The 24,348-nt window shown below is 59.9% G+C and carries 22 protein-coding genes; 4 read left to right on the top strand and 18 right to left on the bottom strand.

The window, feature by feature from the left end:
• Window positions 1–49 precede the first annotated feature (49 nt).
• Window positions 50–1,981, bottom strand: coding sequence for a DNA primase (gene dnaG, locus I6J19_RS06205; RefSeq protein WP_081913953.1), 1,932 nt, complete (start codon window positions 1,979–1,981; stop codon window positions 50–52).
• A 120-nt stretch (window positions 1,982–2,101) separates the two neighbouring features.
• On the opposite strand from dnaG, the gene I6J19_RS06200 reads away from it, so the two are divergent.
• Complete coding sequence (locus I6J19_RS06200) at window positions 2,102–2,620, top strand: guanyl-specific ribonuclease (RefSeq protein ID WP_038626014.1); 519 nt, start codon at window positions 2,102–2,104, stop codon at window positions 2,618–2,620.
• A 4-nt stretch (window positions 2,621–2,624) separates the two neighbouring features.
• On the opposite strand, the gene I6J19_RS06195 is transcribed toward I6J19_RS06200, so the two are convergent.
• Window positions 2,625–3,917: a deoxyguanosinetriphosphate triphosphohydrolase gene (locus I6J19_RS06195; protein ID WP_038626016.1), complete on the bottom strand. Its 1,293-nt coding sequence runs from the start codon at window positions 3,915–3,917 to the stop codon at window positions 2,625–2,627.
• A gap of 28 nt (window positions 3,918–3,945) precedes the next feature.
• Here I6J19_RS06195 and I6J19_RS06190 point away from each other — a divergent pair, with 28 nt between their 5' ends.
• Complete coding sequence (locus tag I6J19_RS06190) at window positions 3,946–5,979, top strand: TPM domain-containing protein (protein ID WP_222866992.1); 2,034 nt, start codon at window positions 3,946–3,948, stop codon at window positions 5,977–5,979.
• An 8-nt stretch (window positions 5,980–5,987) separates the two neighbouring features.
• Here the strand turns inward: I6J19_RS06190 and I6J19_RS06185 are convergent, their stop codons facing one another.
• From I6J19_RS06185 to I6J19_RS06175, 3 genes are read right to left on the bottom strand one after another with little or no spacing between them, the layout of a single operon-like run.
• A complete protein-coding gene (locus I6J19_RS06185) occupies window positions 5,988–6,404 on the bottom strand; it encodes a hypothetical protein (RefSeq protein ID WP_141737466.1) in 417 nt (138 codons plus the stop codon).
• Window positions 6,392–6,961, bottom strand: a complete 570-nt coding sequence (locus I6J19_RS06180; RefSeq protein ID WP_038626022.1) for a hypothetical protein — start codon at window positions 6,959–6,961, stop codon at window positions 6,392–6,394. The genes I6J19_RS06185 and I6J19_RS06180 overlap by 13 nt, the downstream gene beginning before the upstream one ends.
• On the bottom strand, window positions 6,961–8,346 hold the full coding sequence (locus I6J19_RS06175) for a glycine--tRNA ligase (protein WP_038626024.1): 1,386 nt from the start codon (window positions 8,344–8,346) through the stop codon (window positions 6,961–6,963). The genes I6J19_RS06180 and I6J19_RS06175 overlap by 1 nt, the downstream gene beginning before the upstream one ends.
• 190 nt (window positions 8,347–8,536) lie before the next feature.
• Between I6J19_RS06175 and I6J19_RS06170 the strand changes: the two genes are divergently transcribed.
• Window positions 8,537–9,031 (top strand): Fur family transcriptional regulator, encoded by a 495-nt coding sequence (locus I6J19_RS06170; RefSeq protein WP_038626026.1) that lies wholly within the window; start codon window positions 8,537–8,539, stop codon window positions 9,029–9,031.
• A gap of 30 nt (window positions 9,032–9,061) precedes the next feature.
• Here I6J19_RS06170 and I6J19_RS06165 read toward each other — a convergent pair whose 3' ends face one another.
• From I6J19_RS06165 to I6J19_RS06110, 12 genes are all read right to left on the bottom strand, one after another.
• A complete protein-coding gene (locus I6J19_RS06165) occupies window positions 9,062–9,730 on the bottom strand; it encodes an isoprenyl transferase (protein ID WP_235191281.1) in 669 nt (222 codons plus the stop codon).
• An 82-nt stretch (window positions 9,731–9,812) separates the two neighbouring features.
• The gene (gene recO, locus I6J19_RS06160; protein ID WP_038626030.1) at window positions 9,813–10,562 is read right to left on the bottom strand and encodes a DNA repair protein RecO; all 750 of its coding nucleotides are present in this window, start codon (window positions 10,560–10,562) and stop codon (window positions 9,813–9,815) included.
• Between the two features lie 4 nt (window positions 10,563–10,566).
• Window positions 10,567–11,508, bottom strand: a complete 942-nt coding sequence (gene era, locus I6J19_RS06155; RefSeq protein WP_052155617.1) for a GTPase Era — start codon at window positions 11,506–11,508, stop codon at window positions 10,567–10,569.
• A gap of 4 nt (window positions 11,509–11,512) precedes the next feature.
• Window positions 11,513–12,841 carry a hemolysin family protein gene (locus I6J19_RS06150; RefSeq protein WP_038626034.1) on the bottom strand — a complete coding sequence of 443 codons (1,329 nt, stop codon included), beginning with the start codon at window positions 12,839–12,841 and terminating at the stop codon, window positions 11,513–11,515.
• The gene (ybeY, locus tag I6J19_RS06145; RefSeq protein WP_005511056.1) at window positions 12,838–13,371 is read right to left on the bottom strand and encodes an rRNA maturation RNase YbeY; all 534 of its coding nucleotides are present in this window, start codon (window positions 13,369–13,371) and stop codon (window positions 12,838–12,840) included. The genes I6J19_RS06150 and ybeY overlap by 4 nt, the downstream gene beginning before the upstream one ends.
• Window positions 13,372–13,387: 16 nt before the next feature.
• Entirely contained in the window at window positions 13,388–14,416 is a 1,029-nt protein-coding gene (locus I6J19_RS06140) for a PhoH family protein (protein ID WP_038626036.1), read from the bottom strand.
• Window positions 14,417–14,428: 12 nt separating this feature from the next.
• Window positions 14,429–15,208: a 16S rRNA (uracil(1498)-N(3))-methyltransferase gene (locus I6J19_RS06135; RefSeq protein ID WP_038626038.1), complete on the bottom strand. Its 780-nt coding sequence runs from the start codon at window positions 15,206–15,208 to the stop codon at window positions 14,429–14,431.
• Window positions 15,209–15,252: 44 nt separating this feature from the next.
• Complete coding sequence (gene dnaJ, locus I6J19_RS06130; RefSeq protein WP_038626040.1) at window positions 15,253–16,383, bottom strand: molecular chaperone DnaJ; 1,131 nt, start codon at window positions 16,381–16,383, stop codon at window positions 15,253–15,255.
• Window positions 16,384–16,385: 2 nt separating this feature from the next.
• On the bottom strand, window positions 16,386–17,423 hold the full coding sequence (hrcA, locus tag I6J19_RS06125) for a heat-inducible transcriptional repressor HrcA (protein WP_038626042.1): 1,038 nt from the start codon (window positions 17,421–17,423) through the stop codon (window positions 16,386–16,388).
• Between the two features lie 9 nt (window positions 17,424–17,432).
• Window positions 17,433–18,596 (bottom strand): radical SAM family heme chaperone HemW, encoded by a 1,164-nt coding sequence (gene hemW, locus I6J19_RS06120; protein WP_038626044.1) that lies wholly within the window; start codon window positions 18,594–18,596, stop codon window positions 17,433–17,435.
• Window positions 18,593–19,279 carry a hypothetical protein gene (locus I6J19_RS06115; protein ID WP_016423121.1) on the bottom strand — a complete coding sequence of 229 codons (687 nt, stop codon included), beginning with the start codon at window positions 19,277–19,279 and terminating at the stop codon, window positions 18,593–18,595. Before I6J19_RS06115 ends, hemW begins: the two co-directional genes overlap by 4 nt.
• A gap of 224 nt (window positions 19,280–19,503) precedes the next feature.
• Window positions 19,504–21,336 (bottom strand): AMP-dependent synthetase/ligase, encoded by a 1,833-nt coding sequence (locus I6J19_RS06110; RefSeq protein ID WP_038626047.1) that lies wholly within the window; start codon window positions 21,334–21,336, stop codon window positions 19,504–19,506.
• A 154-nt stretch (window positions 21,337–21,490) separates the two neighbouring features.
• Here I6J19_RS06110 and malQ point away from each other — a divergent pair, with 154 nt between their 5' ends.
• Window positions 21,491–23,710, top strand: a complete 2,220-nt coding sequence (malQ, locus tag I6J19_RS06105; RefSeq protein ID WP_038626049.1) for a 4-alpha-glucanotransferase — start codon at window positions 21,491–21,493, stop codon at window positions 23,708–23,710.
• Between the two features lie 358 nt (window positions 23,711–24,068).
• Here the strand turns inward: malQ and I6J19_RS06100 are convergent, their stop codons facing one another.
• Entirely contained in the window at window positions 24,069–24,284 is a 216-nt protein-coding gene (locus I6J19_RS06100) for a hypothetical protein (protein ID WP_038626051.1), read from the bottom strand.
• Window positions 24,285–24,348: the final 64 nt, after the last annotated feature.

Raw genomic sequence — 24,348 nt, 5'->3', positions numbered from 1 at the left:
TCGCTAGCTGCTGACGGGTGGCTGGCGCCTAGAAACTGCTAGCCACTAGCTACTCAAATACAACCTTGACCGCCTCTGCTTGCAGTTCGCGGCGGTACTGCTCCATCGCGAGCAAATCCGCGAACAGCGTGTTGTAGGCGGTTTCGTCGTCTGAGGGGCGCATCCGCGAGAGCATCGCTTTCAGCTGTGCAATCTGGTCACCGACCCACACTTCCTGCAGTCGCGCCAGAATCGCCTGCGCATACGGGCGCAGCGTCTCCGCATCGACAGCGATTTGCTCCACCCCCAGCTCAGTCACGAGATGCTTGACGACGTCCTCCCGCGCCTGATCCATAATTGCGGTCGCCCAACTATGTGGCTGTGTGGCCGCTTCCCCGCAGGCACCACCTGCAGCCATGATGGCGTCGAATACCGCTCGGTAGGTCGGATGCCCAAAGGTCTCGGGTGCGAGCGCATCGAATACCGGGCCGGTGGTGGCGGGCTCCTGAATTGCCAGCTTGAGGGCCTCACGCTGCGCATAGAGCACAGGGTCCCGCGGATTTGGATACGGCAGTGCCGAGTTGCGCCGGCGCCGCGCTTCCTCCACCTCTTCGCGGGCACGGGCCTCTTCTTGGCGACGCTGGTAGGGAGTGCGTTTTTCGCTCTGTGGCCGACTGGCCTCCTCGCGGACACGCTGTACCAGCTCGGCCTCATCATTCCAGCCGATCCAGCCGGCAACTTCGCGGGCATACTCATCGCGCAGCGCCGCGTCCTTGAGCTGGGCCAGGACAGGCACCACGCGGCGCAGCCCGGAGACCCTGCCATTAGCGGTGGTCAGGTCGTAGTCGGCCAGAAGCGTGCGGAGGACAAATTCGATCAATGGCCGTCGTGAAGCGACGAGATCGCGCACTGCGGCCTCGCCCTTCTTCTGGCGCAAATCGCACGGATCCATGCCGTCCGGCGCGACCGCGACGTATGACTGGCCGGTGAAGTTCTGCTCCCCCTCGAAGGCGCGCATGGCGGCCTTCTGCCCTGCCTCGTCGCCGTCGAAGGTGTAGATGAGTTCGCCGCGGAAGAAGTTGTCGTCGAGCATGAGACGGCGCAGCAGCTGGAGGTGTTCCTCGCCAAAAGCGGTACCACAGGACGCGACGGCCGTGGTCACACCCGAGGCGTGCATGGACATGACGTCGGTGTAGCCCTCAACGATCACGGCCTGGTGGCCAGCGGCAATGTCCTTCTTGGCCAAATCCAGGCCGAAGAGCACCTTGGACTTCTTGTACAGCATGGTCTCGGGAGTGTTCATGTACTTGCCCAGGTTGTCATCGTCGAAAAGCTTGCGGGCACCGAAGCCGATGACATCGCCGGACATATTGCGAATCGGCCACATGAGACGACGGTGGAAACGATCGATCGGCCCCATCCGCCCCATCTTGGAAAGACCCGCCTTATCCAGCTCTTCGAAGCTGAAGCCCAGACGCTGCAGGTGCTTGGTTAGAGTGTCCCAGCCGGCCGGCGAGTAGCCACAGCCGAACTGTGCCGCGTGCTCGGCGGTGAATCCACGGTTTTCCAGAAACTCTCGCGCGGGTGCTGCCGCTGGCGTGGAGAACTGTTCGCGGTAGAACTTCTGTGCCTCGCGGTTTGCGGCGATGAGACGCTGTCGGGTTCCCGGTTCCTCGCGACGACCTGTGCCGCCGCCCTCATAGTTAATGTGGAAGCCAATTTTCTCCGCACAGGCTTCGACAGCCTCCGGGAAAGACAGGTGTTCCATCTCCATGAGGAAGCTAAATACATCACCGCCCTTGCCAGTGGAAAAGCAGTGGTAATAGCCATGATTGGGGCGTACGTGGAACGACGGCGTGCGCTCGTCCTTAAAAGGCGAAAGCCCTTTCAGAGAATCCGCGCCAGCCGGTTTGAGGTTCACGTATTCCGCAACGATCTCCTCAATCGGAGTCCGCTCGCGGATCGCCGCGATATCGGAGTCCGGAATTCTTCCCCTAGCCATGAAAATAACCTTACCCAACCCGTCCAATCGACTCCGCCGTAGAGGTTTCGCTTAACGACGAGCCGCCCGCGCCCAACCCAAAAACGTTCCGGTGGCAACAGATATGGAAAGATACTAGCCATGGCTGAGTGGAAGAAGATTGCGAGCGGCGTAGGCGCTGCCGCCCTGGTGCTAGCTGGTAGCTATCTGGGGCTCGATGGCGGAGATCAGAACTCTACGGCATCCGAGAACTCACAGGGGTCGCAGAATTCCGAATCGCAGACTTCCGCTGCGCCCAGCTCGAAATCGAGTCCGAAGCCTGGCACTAATTCGGGCAGCAACAAGACTGGCGCCAAGGGCGCCACCTGCGCAGTAGATACCCTGCCGCAGGAGGCCGACGATGTTATCGACCGCATCCTGACCGACCAGGACCACATCTATTCGCAGCACGACGGCAAGCACTTCGGCAACTACGAGGGACGCCTGCCGAGGCAGCGCGGTGACTACTACCGCGAATACACCGTGACCACACCGGGTAATTCCAGCCGCGGCGCACGTCGCATCGTTGTCGGCGGCGGTTCCGAAAATGACCCGGATGTCTGGTACTACACCGACGACCACTACGAGAGCTTCTGCGAAATTCCAGACGCGGAGGACTAGACAACTATCCCCACGCCACGGCCACACCAGCAATCTGGCGATCAAGCCGCTCTACACGCGACTCCGTCATCGACGCTAGCTGATCAACGATAACCCGCAGCCGCGCTTGGTCACTCTCCGCCCGGGAGTAGAGCCACTGGAACATCGGATCAAGCGTTCCCGGAGCCCCCTCCTGCAGATACTCAGCCACCCGGAAAAGGCGATCGCGCTCACGCTCCTGACGGCGAATATGACGCGGAAGATCCATCACATACAGCACGGCGATGGTCTTCAGCATGGTGACCTCCGCCAGAATCGAGCTGGGCACGGCGAGGTCCGCGTCGTAACGCCCGAGCGGAAGCGTCGATCCGGAGGCAGCACGCGTACCCGCGACGGAAGCTGTGACAAAACGGCCGACCAACTCCGAGGTCATACGTTTCAGCGCAACCAGCGAGCGCAGCGAACCATCATAGGACGCCGCAGCTGATACCACCGGCAAGCTGGCAAGACGCCCGGCAGCTTCGACGAGCTCCGCTGGATCGCCACCAAATGCGGCAGCGCCCTTGTCAGCGAGCGCGGCCAGCTCCACTGTGTCCCACAGAACGCCCAGATCAACGCGGCCAGATACGATGCCATCCTCGACATCGTGGACAGAATAGGCGACATCGTCAGACCAGTCCATAATCTGCGCCTCAAGACACTGCTTGCCGTGCGGAACGCCCTGTCGAATCCACTGCAAAATCGCGGCATCTTCCTGGTAGGCCCCGTACTTGTGGCGGAGCTGACCATCGGGACCGATTGGTGTCCACGGGTACTTACAAGCCGCATCGAGCGCCGCCCGCGTGAGATTGAGTCCACAGGGCTCACCTGTACCATCGAGCACTTTCGGCTCTAGGCGAGTGAGAATACGCAGCGTCTGAGCGTTGCCCTCAAACCCTCCGCAACCAGCAGCAATCTCGTTGAGGGCGCGCTCGCCATTGTGGCCATACGGCGGGTGCCCGATGTCATGCGTCAGGCCCGCCAGCTCCGCGAGATCCTCATCTGCACCCAACTCGCTGGCGATTCCACGGGAAATCTGCGCGACCTCCAGCGAGTGAGTCAGGCGTGTGCGCGGAGTATCGCCCTCCCCTGGCCCCACAACCTGGGTTTTGTCAGCCAGCCTGCGCAGCGCTGCGGAGTGCAGGACGCGAGCGCGATCTCGTGCAAACGCCGCCCGGTGGGTTTCCAAGGTCTGCACTCCGGGCAGCAATGACTGCTTCGGAGACTCCTCGACGATACGAGCGAGTTCAAAAGATGAATACGAAAATTTACCGGCCACGTAATTATTGTTACGTATCCTTGTAGATATGTCTGACAGGAATCGCGTGTTTCGCCCCCTTTACCTTGCCGCATCGGGTGTTTTCCTCGGCCTGAGCATGCCGCTCATCACAACTGCACTGCCGACACAGTCGCCGGTTCATGCGCCCGCATCGCTGCTGGCACTCGCACCGTCAACATCCCTGGCGCACGCCGAGGCACCGGCGGATGCGTCAGGTGACGTGGACGATCTCGCAGGTGTGCTGAGCGGTGTCGAAAAGGCTCGCTTAAAGGAGCAGATTCAGCAGCTCAAGACCGACAAGCGGCTCCTGTTCTCGGTGTTTTACATCAAGAGCTTCGACGGCATTCAGGGCGAGCAATGGGCGCAGCAGGCCTGGGAGCACCTCGGCGCTGCTGACAACCGCGGTGTCCTGGTCGTCGCCGTGGAAGACCGCAACCTAGGCGCTTTCGTCGGCAACTCCTTCCCCAGCAACGCAGAAGCCGTCAACAGCGCAGCTCAAGGGCAGTTGTTAGAGGACGACAACTGGGCGGCTGCGGGCGAAGCTGCCATCGCCGAGGCAGGCGGTGGCAGCGGCTCCGCCGGTGGGTGGGCACTCGGCGCCGGCCTCGGTGGTGCCGCCGTTGTCGGTGGCACCACCTGGGCCGTGGGCCGTCGCAATAAGAAGAAGCGCGACGAGGAAGAGATTGCTCGTGGCCGCAACATCGACCCCAGGGATGTCTCTTCGCTGGACTCGCTGAGTACCAGCTCGCTCGATGTTCTTGCGCGCGATGAGATTGTCAGTACCGATGAGTCCATCCGCAAGGCCAGCACTGAGCTCGACCTCGCTCGCGCCGAATTCGGTACCGAGCGCATCCGCAGCTTCGACAACGCACTGAAGCACTCCCAGTCGACGCTCGAGCGCGCATTCACCCTTCGCCAACAGCTTGACGACGGCTCCGTATCCGACGAAATCGAGCGCCGCAGTGTCCTGCTGGAGATTATCTCCACCTGTGGTGTAGCGGATGACCAGCTCGACGGCGAGGCCGCAAACTTCCAGAAACTCCGCCAGGAGTTGATGAATGCTGAAGCGACCATTTCGAAGCTCACTCAGCGAAGTGTCGAGCTGCGCTCTCGTATGCCGCGTGCCGGCGAAATTCTCGACGGTCTGCGCGCACGTTACGAAGAGCAGATGCTCAGCTCTGTGACCGACAATATCGACATGGCCACGGAGCACCTTAATCAGGCTGACCAGTCAATGACTGAGGCCCGCCGCATGGCTGACCTGCCCGCCGGTGAGCAAGGTGGTCTGATTGATGCACTGTCGGCCACCGACTTTGCGCTCACACAGGCAGAGAGTCTTCTGGAGGCCATTGAACACGCCGATAGCGATATTCACGCTGCAGTCGCTGGACTGGCTTCCCTTATCGCCGAGGTCCGCGGTGAAATCGATGAGGCCTCGCACCTGATGTCGGCACCGCAAGGCGCTAACATCAACCGCGAGCGTCTCAATGCGGCCATCGAAGCAGGCCGTGAAGCACTCGGCGTGGCAGCCAATAAGTCCGAATCGGATCCACTGAGTTCCTGGACCGCACTGACCGATGCCGATGAGCTGCTCGACGAAGCCCTGGACTCCGCTCGAGACAAGGCCGCGTCGTTCGCCCGCGCTACCGCCACTTTGCAGCACAGCATGCAGGATGCCGACAATCACATTCGCGCCGCAGCTGACTTGATTGCTACCCGCCGCCGTGTGGTTGGCGCTGAGGCTCGCACTCGCCTCGCAGAGGCGCAGCGTGCTTACGGCTCTGCTCAGGGCTTGGCCAATGACGATCCGCGAAAGGCGTTGGCCTACGCACGTCGTGCGCGCAAGCTCGCCGCTGAGGCCGCTGACTTAGCTCGCCGTGACATCCGCCGCTACCAGGATCAGCGCCGCGGTGGCGGCAGCAACGGTTCGATGATCGCCGGCATGGTGCTGGGCAGCATGCTCAGCAACAACAGCGGCTTTGGTGGCAGTATCGGCGGTTTCGGCGGTTTCGGCGGAGGTTCGAGCCGACCAGGCGGCTCCGGCAGCACAATGGGCTTCTAGATTCCCGCCTAGATTCGCATCTGGCGTGGTCCATCCACAGACCACGTCGCCAGTGCGGCGGCAATCAGCCAGTCTTCGAAACTCCCCCGGAAGTCTCCCTCCTGGGCATAGACACCAAATACCCCGCGGCCTAGGCTATCCTCTCTGACGATTCGGGCGAGCTCATAGCCTGGGCGCTCGATGTCGAAGACCGTACGAATTCCCCGTCCTTCTCTGTTGAGGACGAAAGACTCCCCCTCGTCCGAATTCGTCATTACTAGCGCGTTCGTGCTAAAAAAGCGGGCTTTCACCTGCCAACCACGCCCTTGTGGCGAGGTGATCCAAAAAGCACTAAAGACCCCGTCCTGACAGCTCCAACCGTCGGACAGGGTCTTCTTGTTCTCGTCGTAAACGACGCCGTCTGCAATAGTTGCTACACGATCCACACCCAAATCATATAGGCAATCAGCAAGAGCAAGCAGACAGTGAGAATCCAGGTTGAGGAAACCATGCGGGACTCCAGCACTCGACGAGCACTGTAGACCAGGAAGATTTTCTCCTCTTCCGGCAGCGCACGGCCTTCGTCGGTGTCGAACTGCACCTCTGCGTGGCGCACGCCACGGGACGCACCGGTGAACTGGCCCCACTTCTCGCCGGTCTTTGCATTCTCGATGACGTAGTTCGTCGATCCCTCACACACCAGCTTGCCTTCGGGGCGATCCGGCGCAAAGGTCACTGAAAGCTGCTTGGCTCGCGAAATCTTGTCACGGTCGGCAGCAATGGTCGAGAACACGCGACCGTCGGGAAGCGTGGCGGAAACACGGTGATTAGCAGAGGCGTCAATAACCCACTCCCCTTCCGGGGTGTTGAGGCGATCGCCCTGCTCATCACGGCTGTACGTGCCGATTTCGGTGCTTTCCTTCAGAATCGGCCAGGTCTGCTCGGATTTTTCCCGGGAGCCGTCGCCGAGACTATAGGATTCCCAAAAAACTTCTTCGGCCATTAGCAGCCCACCAGGCGACCGGCGAAGTAGCTCTCCAGCTCGTCAATCTTGACGCGCTCCTGCTCCATGGTGTCGCGGTCACGGACGGTCACAGCGTTGTCTTCGAGAGTATCGAAGTCAACGGTGACACAGAACGGAGTACCAATCTCATCCTGGCGACGGTAACGACGGCCGATAGCACCGGAGGTGTCGTAATCGACGGCCCAGTGCTGGCGCAGCTTGTCCGCGACCGCCTCAGCAGTCGGAGTCAGGGTGTCCTTCTTCGACAGCGGCAGAACAGCAACCTTAACCGGCGACAGACGCGGGTCGAGCTTCAGCACGGTACGGGTGTCGGTGCCGCCCTTTGCGTTCGGCACCTCTTCCTCGGTGTAGGCATCGCACAGGAAGGCCATCAGGGCGCGGGTCAGGCCGAAGGACGGCTCGATGACGTACGGGACGTACTTTTCGCCGGTGACCTGGTCGTGGTAGCGCAGATCTTCCTTGGAGTGCTCGATGTGGCAGCCGAGGTCGTAGTCCGTACGATTGGCGACACCCATCAGCTCGCCCCACTCGTTGCCCTGGAAGTGGAAGCGGTACTCGAAGTCAATCGTGCGTGCAGAGTAGTGCGCGCGCTCGTCCTTCGGAACGTCGAACTGACGCATGTTCTCCGGGTTAACGCCCAGGTCGATGAACCAGTTCCAGCAGGCGTCGACCCACTCGTCGAACTTCTCTTCCGCCTGGTCCGGTGCGACGAAGTACTCGATCTCCATCTGCTCGAACTCGCGAGTACGGAAGATGAAGTTACCCGGGGTAATCTCGTTGCGGAATGCCTTACCGGTCTGGCCGATACCGAACGGTGGCTTCATACGAGCCGTGGTCATAACGTTCTTGAAGTTGACGAAGATACCCTGAGCGGTCTCCGGACGCATGTAGTGCAGGCCCTGCTCATTGTCGACCGGGCCGAGGAAGGTCTTCATCAGACCGGAGAACATCTGCGGCTCGGTCCAATTGCCCGGCTGACCGGTCTCCGGGTCCGGAACGTCTGCCAGACCATTGGCCGGCGGGTGACCATGCTTGGCCTCGTAGGCCTCCAGCAGGTGGTCAGCGCGGTAGCGCTTGTGGGTATGCAGGGACTCCACCAGCGGGTCAGTGAAGGTAGCGACGTGGCCGGAAGCTTCCCAGACCTGGCGCGGCAGGATAATGGAGGAATCCAGGCCGACGACATCCTTACGACCGGTGACGAAGGTCTTCCACCACTGGCGCTTGATGTTTTCCTTCAGCTCCACACCCAGGGGACCGTAATCCCATGCCGAGCGGGTACCGCCGTAAATTTCACCACACGGGTAAACGAATCCCCTGCGCTTACACAGGTTGGCGACGGTATCGACAACTGACTTAGGTGCCACGGTCTAGACCACTCCTTATAAATGGCTTCGCATCGCACACCACACGCCTTTTCCGGACACTCGATTCAGCCCGTTCCGTGCGGCGAACGACGTAATGAAAAGCAAAATGTACTGACCCCAACAGGCCAGTTAAAAGTTCCCCTATACTCTAGCGCATCTTGTCCAACCGATACCGGGTAGTGTCGTTTACATGGCTGGCGAAGATATGCACGAAGTTAGTTCTGGCGAAAACCCACGTGGTACGGGCTCCTCCGCTAGCCCCGGGGCGCACGCCTCCGCGCGGCCGACCGCAACGCGCATCGGCCAGCGCAGTACTCGCCAACGCCGCGCCGTCGTGTCGATTATGAGTGAAGCGCCGAATTTTCGCTCCGCAGCTGACATTCATAAGTCGCTGACGGAACGTGGGGACAAGGTCGGCTTGACGACGGTCTATCGGACGCTCCAGTCCCTTGCAGAAATGGACATTGTCGATGTTCTGCACAATGCCTCCGGAGAGGCTCTCTACCGGCTGTGCGGTGACCACCACCATCATCACCTAGTCTGCACCGATTGCGGCAGCACCGTTGAAGTCGCTGGCGGACCCGTCGAGCAGTGGGCTCACAGCCTGGCGGAGGAGCACGGTTTTAATCTGACCGGACACACTGCCGAGGTCTTCGGCCTGTGCAGGGACTGCCAGAAGAAGTAGCCCGGCTCATCTCCCCAAAAAATACCGGCTCTAGGCCTTGCCGAACCTACGGTCGCGCTTGGCGTACTCCACCACTGCGGAGCGCATGTCATCCCGACCGAAATCCGGGAAAAGCTTGTCCTGATAGACCATCTCCGCATAGGCGGACTGCCAGATCAAGAAGTTGGACGTGCGCTGCTCGCCCGACGGACGCAGGAACAAATCAACATCCGGCATAGTCGGCTCATCCAGGAACTGTGCGAAAGACTTCTCAGTCAAGTCATATTCGCTGAGCTCCCCCGCTGCTGCCTGACGAGCAATCTCTCTAGCAGCGTCAACAATCTCAGCGCGACCACCGTAGTTGACGCACATATACAGAGTTAGCGCGTCATTGTCCTTCGTCTGTTCCTCGGCGATCTCAAGCTCTTTAATCACCGAGCGCCACAGGCGCGGACGACGACCTGCCCAACGCACGCGAACGTTCTTCGAATCCAACTCATCACGACGTCGGCGCAGCACATCACGATTAAAGCCCATCAGGAATCGGACCTCATCGACAGAACGGCGCCAATTCTCAGTGGAAAATGCGTAGGCCGACAGGTGCTTAACGCCCATCTCCAAACAAGAATCGACGCATTCCATCAGCACGGCTTCACCGCGCTTGTGCCCCTCGGTGCGCTTGAGCCCACGCTGCTCGGCCCATCTACCATTGCCGTCCATCACAAGCGCGATGTGATTGGGCACGAATTGCTGCGGTACAGGAGGATTCAACACGCTTCCTATTGTGCCCCACCGCTACTATTTACTGCCAAAAAGCATCCACATGTTCCAGCGCCGGCACCCGGCGGCCCAGGTAGTACTGCAGGTACTTCGCCGTTAGGGTACGCGCCGTCGCCATCCGCCCCTCAAATTCGCTTGACGACGTATCGATGCCCGCCCATTGCTCATGAGCAAGCTGCCACATCAGATGCAGAACCTCGGTCGGCGGAGTATCTGCGCCCGGTGGCCTGCAGTTGGTGCACACTGCTCCACCCAGCGCGGGAGAAAACGCATGATGAGGCCCGGCTTTGCCACAGCCCGCGCATTCAAAGAGGCTTGGCTGCCAACCGGCCTGTGCCATTGCCCGCAGGATGTAGGAGGTCAATACCAAATCGGGGCGATGGCGACCGGCCGCAACGTCGTCGAGCGATTGGGTGGTGAGATCCCACAATTCGGGAGCCGGCACTTGTTCCTCGCCGACAATACGTTCGGCGACGTCCAGGACTGCACACGCACAGGTGTAGCGCGCATAGTCGTCGACAAGCGGTGTCGCCCACGTGCGCACGGTATCTGCGCCTACGATAGTGGACAGCCCCCGGCGTGGGTAGATATTGACATCCACGTCGACGAATGGTGACAGGCGGGAGCCGAAGCGGCTCGTCGCTCGGCGCACGCCTTTGGCGACACCGCGGACTAGGCCGTGGTCGCGGGTGAAAAGGACGATGATGCGGTCGGCTTCGCCGAGGTCGTAGCGGCGTACGACCAGCGCACGGTCGCGATACGGCTCGACCAATTTTTTAGAATCCCAACTTGCCCAGCTGCTTCGGGTCCGACTGCCAGTCCTTCAACACTTTCACGCGCAGGTCAAGGTAAACATTTTGACCAAGCAACGCGATGAGTTCCTTACGAGCCTTGTGAATGGTGGTGCCCATGCGTCGACCGTCGCGCCCCATGAGAATGGACTTCTGCCCCGAACGCTCGACATAGATAACGGCGTGGACGTCCAGGACGCCTTCGCGGTCCTGGCTTGGTAGCACCTCATCAATCTGGACTGCCACAGAGTGCGGCAACTCATCGCGCAGACCGCCGAGAGCCGCCTCGCGGATGAGCTCTGCCATCCGAGTGTGCAGATCCTCATCGGTGATGTGACCCTTTGGGTACAGTCGCGGTCCCTCCGGCAACTGGGAAGCCATTACATCAATCAGCGTGTTGATGTTTTCGCCGGACTTCGACGACAGTGGCACCAGCTCAGCATCCGGACCGAGCAACTCCTGCAGCTCAATCAGGCGCTCGATAATGGTGTCGCGAGAGACCTTATCCACCTTGGACACAATGCCCATGATGTTCTTGCAACCTTTGGAGACGTTCTCGTAGATCCAACGGTCACCGGGGCCAATTTTCTCGTCGGCAGGCACGACCATCGCGACCAGATCCACATCGGAATAGGTCTCCTGAACCATGTCATTCAGGCGCTCACCGAGCAGCGTGCGTGGCTTGTGCAGACCGGGCGTATCCACGACAACAATCTGGCAGTTCTCGCGGTGAACCACACCACGCACCGGGTGACGCGTGGTTTCCGGCTGGTTAGCGGTAATAGCGATCTTCTCGCCCACCAGGGAATTGGTCAGCGTGGACTTACCCGTGTTCGGACGTCCCACAATGGAAACGAACCCGGAGCGAAAGCCCTCCGGCGCGCTGTAATCATCAGCATCGCCGCCAAGTCCGGCATTGGCCAGCATGTCATCAAGATTGCCCATCAGTATCTTCTTCCTCGGAGTAGAACTCCGCAGTCGGCTCCACCACCACAGTGCGTACCCGCATACGACCACGACGGTCACGCGAGCCCTCGGCGGTAAACTTCAGTCCTGCATATTCTACGTACGAACCGGGTAGTGGCACACGTCCAAGCGCATAGGCCAACAGACCGGAGACCGTATCCACCTCATCGGTGACCTCATCATCGAAAACGAGTTGGCGCCCGTGGGCTTCGTCGTAAAGCTCAATGAGCTCGCCCAAGCTGAGGCGCGCCTGCACGCGGTAGGAGGCATCCCCCAGCGGTTCGATGGGGGCCTGCTCGGCCTCGTCGTATTCATCGGCAATCTCACCGACAATTTCCTCGAGGATGTCCTCAATAGAGATAAGGCCGGCGACCGATCCATATTCGTCGATGAGAATGGCGATGTGATTGCGGGTGCGCTGCATTTCATCGAGCAGATCATCCAGTGGCTTGGAGTCGGGTACAAAAACGCAGTTGCGCATGACCTCGGAGACGCGAACGCCGCGGCCGCCATCAGTACGCGAGTACGTCTGCTGGACAATGTCCTTCAAGTAAATGACGCCGACGATGTCCTCAACGCTCTCGCCAATCACCGGCAGTCGCGAGTGCCCTGACTTCACACAAAGGGCCACTGCCTGACCACAGTGCTTATCTGCCTCGATCCACACCATCTCTGGGCGCGGAACCATAACAACGCGTGCCGACGTTTCCGCGAGATCAAACACAGACTGAATCATGCGGCGCTCATCGTGCTCCACAATGCCGCGCTCCTGGGCGATATCGACCATCTCGCGCAACTCGACTTCGGTGGCGAACGGGCCATCGCGGAAGCCACCACCAGGGGTGATGATGTTGCCGAACCAAATCAGCAACTTTTCCAGTGGTCCCAACACCTTGGCCATAAAACTTAAGACGACCGCGGTGGCAAGGGAAATCGAGTATGGATTCTTCCGACCCATCGTGCGGGAAAACACCCCGAGGACCAGGAAGGTGAACAGAGCCAGCAACACCACTGCAGCCACAATGGCCCAGCGCTCCGGCTCGAAAAGCTTAAGACAGACCGCCGCAAGCGTCACTGCACCGATTGACTCGCACAGCGTCCGCAAAATCACCAGCACATTGACGTGCCGAGCCCGATTTTCTACGACCTTGAGAAGCGCATTAGCACCCGCGACCTCGTCACGCTGCAGCTCTGCCACGCGTGCACGGGAAATCCCTGCGACCGCAGTTTCGACTGTGTTGAGTCCGCCAGCGCAGATCATCGCCACAACGGCGACAATTACCAAAGTGATCATCGCTCGTTAGAACGCTCCGGGAACGCATTGGGGTTGATTGGTTTTTCGGAAAAGCTCACGCCACGACGATCGATGTCGTCGTACCAGTCCGCCAACAGACCATTCTGCAGAGAGAACATCTGGCGCTCTTCCTCCGCCGTGACATGGTCATAGCCCAACAGGTGTAGTACGCCGTGCACGGTGAGCAAAACCAACTCGTGGCTCAGCGGATGGCCTGCACGCTCCGCCTGCCCCGCGGCAAACTCCGGGCACAACACAATGTCGCCCAGCATCGCAGGCCCTGGGCTAGCTGCATCCGGTCGGCCAGAGCCAGGAGTGAGCTCATCCATCGGGAAGCTCATCACATCCGTCGGCCCCGGCAGATCCAGCCAGCGCACATGGAGGTCTTCGATTGTCTTCAAGTCGACAATGTGAATGCTCAGCTCAGCTGCCGGATGCACGTCCAGGCGCCCCAGCGCATACCGGGCAACGTCGATAAGCGACTCTTCATTGACGCCCTGACCGGACTCGTTGAAAACTTCAATGCTCATGTAATTTCAGCGTCCTTTATCGCTTTGTGGCGGACTGTCGCTTTTGTGGGGACTCGGCGCCCTGCTCAATACCTTCGTTATAGGCATCGTAGTCATCGTAGGCCTCGACAATTGCGGTCACCAGCGGGTTGCGCACCACATCTGCGGCGGCCAACGCCGGAAAAGCAATTCCCGGCACGCCGCGCAGCACCTCACGGGCGACGGCCAGACCAGACTTCTGCCCACGGGGTAGGTCGACCTGGCTGGCATCGCCGGTGATGACCATCTTCGAACCAAAGCCCAGGCGGGTGAGGAACATTTTCATCTGCGCCGGAGTAGTGTTCTGTGCCTCGTCGAGAATGATGAACGCATTGTTCAAGGTACGACCGCGCATGTACGCCAGCGGTGCGACCTCCACTACCCCAGTTTCCATCAGCTTTGGAATCAACTCTGGCTCAAGCATTTCGCGCATCGCATCATGCAATGGGCGCAGGTAGGGGTCGATCTTCTCGTGCAGCGTACCCGGCAGGAAGCCCAGGTTCTCACCCGCCTCCACTGCGGGGCGAGTCAGAATAATGCGTTCTACCTGCTTATTCTTCAGCGCAGCAACGGCCTTGGCCATGGCCAGGAACGTCTTGCCCGTACCGGCGGGGCCGATACCGAAAACAACGTTATAGCGGTCGATGGCATCGACATAGTTTTTTTGTCCCTCTGTCTTGGGACGCACGGTCTTGCCACGATGAGTCACGATGCCGCCACCGAGCACCTCGCTGGCGGACTTCTCCCCGCGATCCACAATGCCCACCGCGTGCCGCACCGACTCCGGGGAGAGCTCGTGCCCACGACGGGCCATCGCCTCCAGCTCCTTGAAAGCGCGGACAGCCAACGAAACATCCGCCGGAGCACCCTTGATTGTCACAACCCCGCCGCGGACATGAATATCCGCTGCCAGCAGAGATTCCAACAGCCGCAGATTCTGGTCCGCATAGCCGACCACGATCGGCGCGAGATTGTCATCGAGCTCGACGACGGCAGTGGTACGAGCAGTTACTGAATACTTTGTCATTATGCGTCTATCCTACTGACCACGCGTGGGTGCGCCGCCCCAGCGCTTTGTCAACGGCCCCAGTGCACAAAGAGCAGCAGCTCCAGCAAGGGCACTGCGGAGAACTGTCGGGCCGAGTACAACCGAGCTCGCACCTGCGCCGCAGAAGGCCTCGAGTTCCCCGGGGCTGACTCCCCCTTCTGGGCCGACGATAAAAAGAACCTTGTCAGCGTTTGCTGCCCGTGCGGCGAAGTCCACGAACGGAGCTGTTTCCTCCTCGTGCAAAACGGCTGCTGCACCACCTGCTGACGTGGTTTCCCGGATGAGTTGCTCAATATCGGCGGAGCTATGTAGGTCAGCGACCGGCGGAATCCATGCACGACGAGCCTGCTTGGCTGCCTCGCGCGCAGCCGACTGCCACTTAGCACGGGACTTAGTGACCTTCGCGGTACCCTGCCATCGGGCCACACAATTCACGGCCGCCCAGGGGATAATCTCATCGACCCCGGCCTCGGTCATCAAATCGACCGCAAGCTCAGCACGATCCGACTTCGGCAGCGCCTGCACCACGGTGACGTGCGGGCGCGGACGTGGACGTTCCTCGGCGGCGACCACACGAACGTGGACCTCACGCGGATCTACGTGCATGAGCTGTGCCCGCACCACCTTGTCCGCACCATTGGCAAGAAGAATCTCCGAGCCCTCTTTCAGCCTGCGAACGCTGATGTGTTTGGCCTCCGACCCGAGGATTCGAATGATTTCTTCCGGGCGCGGCAGCTCGGTGAACTCACCGAGAAATACGGGCAAACTCATGCGTGTTTCACACTCACTGGAGGGGGCTTTGGGGATGGCGTCTTTTAACGGCGGCGGAAACGGGAGAAGAAACCGTGGCGCTCATTCGAGTCTGCCACCTTGGCATCATCATCGCGGTGCTCGCGTAGCTTCTCCAGCAGCTCGCGGGACTTGCGGTCCAGCTTCGTCGGCACTGTGACATCGACGTGTGCGACCACGTCGCCATTGCCCTCGCCGCGCAGATGTGGCATTCCCTTGCCCGACAGGCGAATCTGCTCTGCCGGCTGGGTTCCCGAATCAACCTTGATGGTCATTGGCTCACCGAGCAGGTCGTCGACCTCAAACTCGGTACCAAGTGCGGCATCAGCCATGGGCACCTGCACGTTAAAGTGCAAATCATCGCCGTCACGCTCGAATACAGGGTGCGGGTCCATGGCAACTTCCACGTAGAGGTCACCCGCTGGGCCACCGCCCGGGCCGACCTCGCCCTGACCTGCCATGCGAATACGCATGCCATCAGAGATACCTGCTGGAACGTTTACCGTCAGATCACGGCGAGCACGCACGCGACCGTCGCCACCGCAGTTGTTACACGGATCGGGGATGATCTCGCCGGTGCCCTGACAAGTCGGGCACGGCCGCGAGGTCATCACATTGCCCAGGAAGGAACGCTGGACCTGTTGAATCTCGCCAGTGCCATCACAGCTGGTACACATCTTCGGCTTGGACTTGGACTTCGAGCCGGTTCCCTCGCACTGGTCACACAGCACCGCGGTGTCCACCGTGATGGGCTTGCGGACACCGGTGAATGCCTCATCGAGGCCCAGAGAAATACGCAGCAGCGCATCTGCACCTGGCTGCACACGCGAGCGGCGCTGGCGGGTACCGCCGGCACCGCCGAAGAATGCCTCGAAGATATCGCCGACTCCGCCGCCGCCGAAACCGCCGAAGCCACCGCCTGGCATACCGCCCTGCGGATTGAGAGGATCTCCTCCCATATCCACAATCCGGCGCTTTTCAGGATCCAGCAGGACCTCGTTCGCTTCAGAGGCCTCACGGAACTTCTCCGCAGCTTCTTCATCACCCGGATTACGGTCTGGGTGGTACTTGAGCGCCAGCTTTCGGTACGCCTTCTTAATCTCAGCGTCCGTAGCGTCCTTCTCCACTCCGAGGATGCCGTAATAGTCGCGTGCCAACTTTAGCTACTTCCTTTCAATACCCGGCCAACGTACTGTGCAACAGCAGCAACCGAGGAAATTGTTCCCGGATAATCCATAAATGTGGGGCCAACTACTCCCATGCCACCCAAAATCTCAGTGCCGGTGCCATAGCCAGTTGAAACAACTGAAGTAGCGCGCAGCTCCTCGTCCTCGTTTTCCTCACCGATAGAAACGCGAACATGGTGCAAATCCTGCGCGGCCGACAGCAGTTTCAGCACGACCACCTGTTCTTCGAGAGCCTCAAGAACCATGGGCAACGTAGAAGGTAAGCGACCGGCCATATTACCACGGGTCAAATTCGACGCTCCGGCCAGGATGAGTCTGTCATTCGGCTTCTCAATCAACGACTCCACCAGCACCGTCGAGCAGCGGATGATTACATCCCGCAAATCGCGCGGGGCGTTAGCTGCAAGATCGGAAATCGCGATCGACGCGTCGGCAAGTGTGTGCCCCGACATCGCACGGTTGAAATGCTCACGCAACAGCGGCACGAGATCGGGATCCACCGGTGCTGGCAGCTCAACATTGCGCTGCTCCACGCGCCCGGTGTCGGTGATGACTACCAGCAACAATCGCGCGTCGGCGAGCTGGACGACCTCGCAGTGTCGGACGCGGGAGACCTCCAGCGTCGGCACCTGCACCACCGCAACCTGACGGGTTAGCTGAGCCAGCAGCTGCACACTGCGGCGCAGAACGTCCTCCAAATCGACGCCGCCTTCGAGGAACTCGAGGATAGCTCGGCGCTCAGCCCGGGACAGCGGCTTAATCTGCGAAAGGTTGTCCACAAATAGGCGGTAGCCCTTCTCAGTCGGGATACGCCCGGACGATGCATGTTCCTGCTGGATATAGCCCTCGGCCTCCAGCACAGCCATGTCATTTCTAATGGTCGCCGAGGACACACCCAGATTGTGGCGCTCCACCAGAGCCTTCGAGCCGACCGGCTCCTGGGAAGCTACGTAATCCGAGACAATTGCCCGAAGAACTTCCTGCCTGCGCTTATCCGTCTGAGATGACATGCGGATAGTTTAACTAAGGATGTCAACGATTATTGCGTCGGCCAGCAAACGGCCGCGATTGGTGAGCTGAATCCGCTGACCACCATCGACGGAAACAAACTCCACCATGCCCGCTTCCGCTTGCCGACGTGCCTTGTCCAATTCATCCTCACCGAGCAGATTGGCATCAATGCCCTCCGCCAGGCGGAGGCCCAGCATAATCTTCTCGGTGTGTCGATCCTCGGCCGTTAGCCCTTCTGAATCCTTGATTGGCAACTCGCCGCCGGAAATGGTCGCCGCGTAGCGAGCCGGATGCTTGACGTTGTAAAACCTCGTGCCATCCAGGTGCGAATGTGCACCAGGCCCCGCACCCCACCAATTTCCATCGCGCCAGTAGAGCATGTTGTGGCGACACTGGCCACCCGGCTTCGCCCAGTTGGACACCTCATACCAGGAGAAACCGACTTGACTCAGTGCAGCATCGATGCGCTCGTAGCGGTCGGCGAGATCATCGTCGTCAGGCATCGGCAGCTCACCGCGACGAACCTTACGCGCCATCGCGGTACCTGGCTCGACAATCAGCGAGTACGCCGAAACATGATCAACCTCCGTGGCCAGGACTGCCTCCAACGTCGTATCGAGGTCAGCCATCGACTCCCCTGGCGTGCCATAGATAACGTCGAGGTTGATGTGTTCAAAACCGGCCGCGCGGGCCTCCGCCACCGCTGCCGCAGGACGCCCCGGCGTGTGCGTACGATCCAAAGTGGCCAGCACATGCGGCACAGCCGACTGCATGCCCAAGCTCACACGGGTAAACCCTGCCTCGGCCAGGCCTTCGAAGAACTCCGGAGAGGTCGACTCGGGATTCGACTCAGTGGTGACCTCGGCGTCGTCGGCAAGCCCAAAACTGTTGCGCACACCGTCGAGCAGACGACGAAGACCGCTCGCTCCCAACATCGACGGCGTACCACCGCCGACGAATACGGTGTCGGCGCCACGCGCGAGTTCAGGGTGCTTTACGACGGCCATCTCGAGCTCAGCCACGATGGCATCGAGGTAGTCTCCCTGCGTCTCGCCACTGCCCAGCTGACCTGGCGTGTACGTGTTGAAATCACAGTAGCCACAACGGGTGGCGCAGAATGGGACGTGTAAGTAGACACCGAAGGAATCGGTGTGTGCGGAGGCTTCGCTCACGCATGCTCCTTGGCTCGACGTTGCTTGACGCGGCGAACAATTTCATCAATGCGGGCGCGTTCCATCAGGAACTCCGGAGGCCTGCGGCCGCGCAGCGCATTTGCAACTGCCGGATGAGTCTCGGGAACAGCAACGCACCAGGCAGCGGCAGCAGACAGCGCACGGCGACCAGACTGCGCGTAAAGCTGCGGAAGCACCACACTACCGAGCTTTTCCACGCCTCGGATGTTTTCGGCGGAAACCCAGTCGGCGAGTTCCTCCAGGTAGGAGGCCACGGCATCGGAGCGAGCAATCATTGCCTGCGTGACCGTAGGGACTGCAACCGGATGCTTCAATGGCGCCGGGATGAGTGACAGCGACTGCACATCCGGTGACTTCGGTGCCGGATGCGGGTGTCGTCGCGGTGTCGAAGCAGAGGAAAGAGTACCGATGCGCCCCGAGCGAATGCCGGAGGTAAACGCTTGGCGTAGCCCATCAAGTTCACCAATCAGAGGGCGGCAGTCCTCAACGGCCTCGTCAACGATGTCAGCGAGCTCAAGGACACATTCGTCCACCAGCTCACGATCTACATCAGCAACCGCCTGAGCGAGGTGCTCGATGTGTTCGGCAACTTCGTCACCAATGTCGTAGAGCTCTTGGGTCACTTCGCGCAGGCGTAGCCGAGCATCGAAGTGGTTAATCATTGCCCGCCCTCCCACGACATCTTCGGCCTCGGTGACATCATTTTCGTTTCGTCTTTCGAACTTCGACGAATTTCGGCGAATGCCGGAAAATATCGGCGAACTTCGGCGTTCGAAAACTGAAAACTCCTTAAAAATTTCTAGCGCCCCTCACCTTAATGGGGTGAGGGGCGCTAGCGCGGTAACAACACGCTGCCGTTTTCTATCGACAGCGGCTTGACAGTGAATTAACGCTGGTAGAGAGCCTCAATGTCGCGCGAGTAGTTGTCCATGACAATGTTGCGCTTGACCTTCATCGTCGGGGTCAGCTCGCCGCTTTCCTCGGTGAAGTCCTTGTCCAGGATGTGGAACTTCTTAATAGCCTCTGCGTGAGAAACCAGCTCATTAGCGGAGTTGACGGCATCCTGAATCTCGGCGCGCAAAACTGCGCTGGAGGCAGCGAGTTCACGGATCGAGGTGTGCTCGGGGACGGAGTGCTCAATCTTCCACTTCTCCAGTGCCTCCTCATCGAGGGTGACCAACACGGAGACGAACGGACGACCATCGCCGATGACGACTGCCTGGGACACCAGCGGGTGCGCACGCATGCGGTCTTCCATCGGGCCCGGCGCGACATTCTTACCACCGGCGGTGACAATGAGGTCCTTCTTGCGGCCGGTGATCTTCAGGTGACCTTCTTCGGTCAGCTCACCGAGGTCGCCAGTCTTAAACCATTCGCCGTCGATGAAGGCATCCTTGGTTGCCTCTTCGTTCTTCCAGTAGCGGTCAAACACAACCGGACCGCGCAGCAGAACTTCGCCATCATCAGCGATAGCGGCGGAACAGCCACCAACTGGACGACCAACGGTGCCAATGATTTGCTCGCCCGGGTTGTTCACGGTGATGGCAGCCGTGGACTCGGTCAGACCGTAGCCTTCGTAGACAGGTACACCGAGACCGCGGAAGAAGTGCCCGAGGTCAGAGGACAGAGCCGAACCACCGGAGATGGTGTACTGAACGGCGTCACCCATAGCTGCGCGAATCTTCGAGAACAGCAGGCGATCGTAGAGCTGGCGACGCAGCTTCAAGACACGCGACGGACCTGCCGGAGTATCCAGCGCCTTGGAGTACTCGATGGCGGTGGCCTCAGCACGCTCGAACATGGCCAGACCGAATGCGCCCTTCTCCTTAGCGGAGGCGTAGGCGGAGTCACGAACCTTCTCGAACACGCGCGGCACACCGAGAATCAGGTGCGGACGAGAACGCTGGAACTCCAGGGTGACGGTCTTGGTATCAGCCCAGTGAGACTGGGTAGCACCAGCGATAATCGAAGCCAGGGACACTGCGTGAGCCAACACGTGCGCCAACGGCAGGAAGGTCAGAATGCGGTTACCCGGACGGGCAATCAGGCCAATCTCGTTGGTGAGGATGGCGCGGGCCTCCGCCAGCCAGTTGCTGTGCAGGAGCACGCAGCCCTTCGGACGGCCAGTGGTACCGGAGGTGTAAATCACGGTTGCCAGGTCGTCGGCCTTGGTGTCCTTGATGCGACGCTCGACCTCGTCGCCGTCAATGTCACGGCCTTCGTAGCTAATGGTGTCAGTAGCGGAAGCGTTAATCTCCAGCACACGACGCAGCTGAGACTCGCCCTCCGGGTTCTCGGCGCCTTTTTCGACCAGCAGCGGCTTCATGCGGTCGGTATGCTCACGCGACTCAGTAAATGCGAAAACAGCACCGGAGTTTTCAATAATCCAACGAATCTGGCCAGACGAAGAAGAGCCGTAAATCGGGACAACAGCGGCGCCCGCCATCCAGATAGCGGTATTGATCAGGTTCCACTCGTAGCGAGTCTCACTGAGCAGCGCTACGCGGTCGCCCGGCTGAACACCATTGGCGATTAGCCCCTTAGCGACCCCCTTTGCCTCGTCATAAAACTCCTGAGCGGTGACATTTACCCACTCAAAGTTCTTGGGGCGGGTGAAAAGCACCAGCTTCGGGCGCTTCTGCACCAGCTCCTGCAGCGAGGTAATAATCGTTTCGTCCTCGCCGATGACGTATTTCGCCTCGGTAGTATATTCACGCATCGAGTTACAAACCCCTACTTTCGGTAGTTCTGTCCGTCGTTGGTTTCGTTAGGAATCAACTTAGAACATCAAACCCTGCGCCGTTGTGATTTCACTAAATATTTCGATAACGAAGTGATTTGTCTTACTACTGGCAAAGTTTTTCTAAACTGGCATGATGGAAAGAGTGACACAGGCAGCTTCCAATCCTCCCCTTTCCTCTCCGCTCGCCGACCTCGCTAAAGATGTCGGAGTTGGGGTTTCCTACTACTCCACCGAGGGCCAACTTGTGCACGTCTCTCGTGAGACAGTGCTAAAAACTCTCGCTGCTCTCGACATCGATTTGGGCCCAAATCCGAGTGATGCCGAAATCAACGACGCCCGTCGTGAGTGGGCGGACACGCAGTGGTCTCGCCTTCTCCCACCCGTGGTAGTTACCCGCCAGGGCATCTTCCACCGAGTTCTGGTTCACGTACCACACGGCAGCAATGTCAGCGTGACTGTGAAACTGGAGGATGGCGCAGAATGGCCCTGCGCACAGGTGCACCACTTGGTTCCACCACGCCAGGTCGGCGATGTGTTGATGGGAGAAGCCGCCTTCGCAATTCCAGAGGATCTGCCACTTGGTTGGCACCGCTTGCGTGCAGTCAACGACGACAACGTCGCTGAGTGCGATGTGGCCGTAACCCCCAACCGTCTCGCTACTGCCGACAAGTACGTGCAGAATCCTGCGCATGGCGTCATGGCACAGCTGTACTCGGTACGCTCCAGCCGCAGCTGGGGTATCGGCGATTTCGCTACCCTCGGCGACTTGGCACAGGTCAGCGCTCAGCACGCGGGCTCTGATTTCGTCCTCATCAATCCGTTGCACGCCGCAGAACCGCTGCCTCCGGTAGAAGACTCACCGTACCTGCCCACCACGCGCCGCTATGTCAATCCGCTGTACGCACGGCCAGAGCTTATCGACGAGTTCGGGTACCTGGACAAGGACGAGGCCGATGAAGCCCGTGCGCTAGCGAACTCTTTCCACCAGCTCAATCACAGCCCTGATGAGATTGACCGCAACCCCATCTACGCTGCAAAGCTCAAGGTATTGCGGGCAATTCACAAGATTCCCCTGTCCAGCGCACGCCAGGCGGAATTTGACCGTTGGCTGGAGGCCGAGGGCCGTGGCATATACGACTACGCGTCGTGGTGCACCGAGCGCGAGCTCGCGGATCGCGCTGCTGCCCGCGATGCTGCCCGCGCTGCCACTTCCGATTCTGGTGCCGTAGCCGAGAACGATATCGAGTTGGTTCCACCGTTGGGCAACCACGCCAGTGTCGAATCTCTGCGGGAGGAAATCCTCCAGTTCCACCTCTGGGTGCAGTGGATTCTCGATCAGCAGCTCGGTCAGGCACAAGAGGCAGCCCTGGATGCGGGTATGCGCATCGGCATCATGGCCGACCTTGCCGTCGGCGTGCACCCCGGCGGTGCGGATGCCAAGAACCTTGCGGCTTGGCTCGCTCCTGCTATCTCTGTTGGCGCACCGCCAGACGGATTTAACCAGCGCGGCCAAGACTGGTCGCAGCCGCCGTGGAACCCGCACAAGCTAGCCGAGGCCGGCTATCGCCCGTGGCGCGACATGCTGCGCACAATCCTTCGCCACGCAGGTGGCATTCGTGTTGACCACGTGCTGGGTATGTTCCGCCTCTGGGTCATGCCGCGGATGGAGTCCCCCGTCAATGGCACCTACCTGTACTTCGACCACGAGGCCATGGTCGGCATTCTCGCACTTGAGGCCGAGCTTGCTGGGGCCGTCGTGGTAGGCGAAGACCTGGGCACTTTCGAGCCGTGGGTGCAGGACTACCTAGCTTCGCGGGGCATCATGGGCACCTCAATCGTGTGGTTTGAATCCGAAGGCGACCAGCCGAAACCACCGAGCGCTTACCGCAGCCTGTGCTTGTCCTCCGTCACCACGCACGATTTGCCGCCGACAGCAGGCTATCTCGCAGGCGAACACATCAAACTGCGGGAACGCCTGGGGCTATTGCTTTCCGACGTCGCGGAGGAAGACCGCCGGGACTTCGAGTGGATTCGAAAGGTTTTGGGCGCGGCCAAGGAAGCCGGATGTTTCGGTGACACGGCTGCGGCAGACATGGATGTTCAGTCCCTCACCCGCGATAATCTGCCACCAATTGACGCGCTGGTCACGGGTTTGCACCGCTTCCTCGACCAGACGCCATCCGCGCTGAAGTGCGAGGCGCTGGTGGACATGGTTGGCGACCGCCGCACTCAGAACCAGCCGGGCACGTCCCACGACCAGTACCCGAACTGGTGTATTCCGCTAACTGATGCCGAGGGCAAGGCCGTGCTTGTCGAGGACCTGCCTCGCTTCCCCGGATTCAAGCGTTAATTGGTTCGTGAGCGACTAATCCCTCATTTTTGCTGTTCACCGATCTTTCAGGTTATGTGCCCGGCACTAAAACCGAGGCTAAAACTGGAAATCGGTGACTGCACCAGCGATGAGGATAAGAAGAAGCAAAACGATTAGGGCAAGTAGGACCTTCGAGTGCCTCGACCGATGCATGCTAACTCAGCTCCCTACTGCGAAATATTTGCGAACTACCCAACTCTAGCCTGTTGGGCAAATTTCCTAATACTTTAAGACATACCTTAGGGCAGCGATAGCGACCCAATACTTAAAGGGGGCTTGTCCCAGCTCAATTCTTCGGGCCTCCCAGTGAGCTATCCGCGGGCCACTACCGCATCGGCTAGCTGTCGCTGCCCGCTCCTCGACACTCCTGCGAACGCTCCCGCCGGCGCACCGACCACTGCCACAGACGACCGCTGACGACATCGATTGCACCAACGAGAACGAAAGCAACAAACCCTCCGACTACCAGCAGAACTGCGCATAGCACGCTGACCTGCGCAAGCAGTGGCAATTGAATAAGCCACTGCCCTACCCTGTCGAATGCTTCAGCCATGAGTGTCAACCTACCCTGCCGGTGACCGGAATAACTAGTGGGCGGCCGTCGCGGCGCTCGTCGT

It is taken from the genome of Corynebacterium amycolatum (genome assembly GCF_016889425.1).
Lineage (GTDB): Bacteria > Actinomycetota > Actinomycetes > Mycobacteriales > Mycobacteriaceae > Corynebacterium > Corynebacterium amycolatum.
Note: the sequence above shows the minus strand (reverse complement) of the source record. Positions and strands in the feature narration are given on the sequence as shown.

Excerpts from the sequence above, each read along its gene's own strand:
- dnaG (WP_081913953.1), bottom strand. The coding sequence starts at position 1,981 with ATGGCTAGGGGAAGAATTCCGGACTCCGATATCGCGGCGATCCGCGAG.
- I6J19_RS06200 (WP_038626014.1), top strand. The coding sequence starts at position 2,102 with ATGGCTGAGTGGAAGAAGATTGCGAGCGGCGTAGGCGCTGCCGCCCTG.
- I6J19_RS06190 (WP_222866992.1), top strand. The coding sequence starts at position 3,946 with ATGTCTGACAGGAATCGCGTGTTTCGCCCCCTTTACCTTGCCGCATCG.
- I6J19_RS06180 (WP_038626022.1), bottom strand. The coding sequence starts at position 6,961 with ATGGCCGAAGAAGTTTTTTGGGAATCCTATAGTCTCGGCGACGGCTCC.
- I6J19_RS06170 (WP_038626026.1), top strand. The coding sequence starts at position 8,537 with ATGGCTGGCGAAGATATGCACGAAGTTAGTTCTGGCGAAAACCCACGT.
- I6J19_RS06165 (WP_235191281.1), bottom strand. The coding sequence starts at position 9,730 with ATGGACGGCAATGGTAGATGGGCCGAGCAGCGTGGGCTCAAGCGCACC.
- era (WP_052155617.1), bottom strand. The coding sequence starts at position 11,508 with ATGCTGGCCAATGCCGGACTTGGCGGCGATGCTGATGATTACAGCGCG.
- I6J19_RS06150 (WP_038626034.1), bottom strand. The coding sequence starts at position 12,841 with ATGATCACTTTGGTAATTGTCGCCGTTGTGGCGATGATCTGCGCTGGC.
- ybeY (WP_005511056.1), bottom strand. The coding sequence starts at position 13,371 with ATGAGCATTGAAGTTTTCAACGAGTCCGGTCAGGGCGTCAATGAAGAG.
- I6J19_RS06140 (WP_038626036.1), bottom strand. The coding sequence starts at position 14,416 with ATGACAAAGTATTCAGTAACTGCTCGTACCACTGCCGTCGTCGAGCTC.
- I6J19_RS06135 (WP_038626038.1), bottom strand. The coding sequence starts at position 15,208 with ATGAGTTTGCCCGTATTTCTCGGTGAGTTCACCGAGCTGCCGCGCCCG.
- hrcA (WP_038626042.1), bottom strand. The coding sequence starts at position 17,423 with ATGTCATCTCAGACGGATAAGCGCAGGCAGGAAGTTCTTCGGGCAATT.
- I6J19_RS06115 (WP_016423121.1), bottom strand. The coding sequence starts at position 19,279 with ATGATTAACCACTTCGATGCTCGGCTACGCCTGCGCGAAGTGACCCAA.
- I6J19_RS06110 (WP_038626047.1), bottom strand. The coding sequence starts at position 21,336 with ATGCGTGAATATACTACCGAGGCGAAATACGTCATCGGCGAGGACGAA.
- malQ (WP_038626049.1), top strand. The coding sequence starts at position 21,491 with ATGATGGAAAGAGTGACACAGGCAGCTTCCAATCCTCCCCTTTCCTCT.
- I6J19_RS06100 (WP_038626051.1), bottom strand. The coding sequence starts at position 24,284 with ATGGCTGAAGCATTCGACAGGGTAGGGCAGTGGCTTATTCAATTGCCA.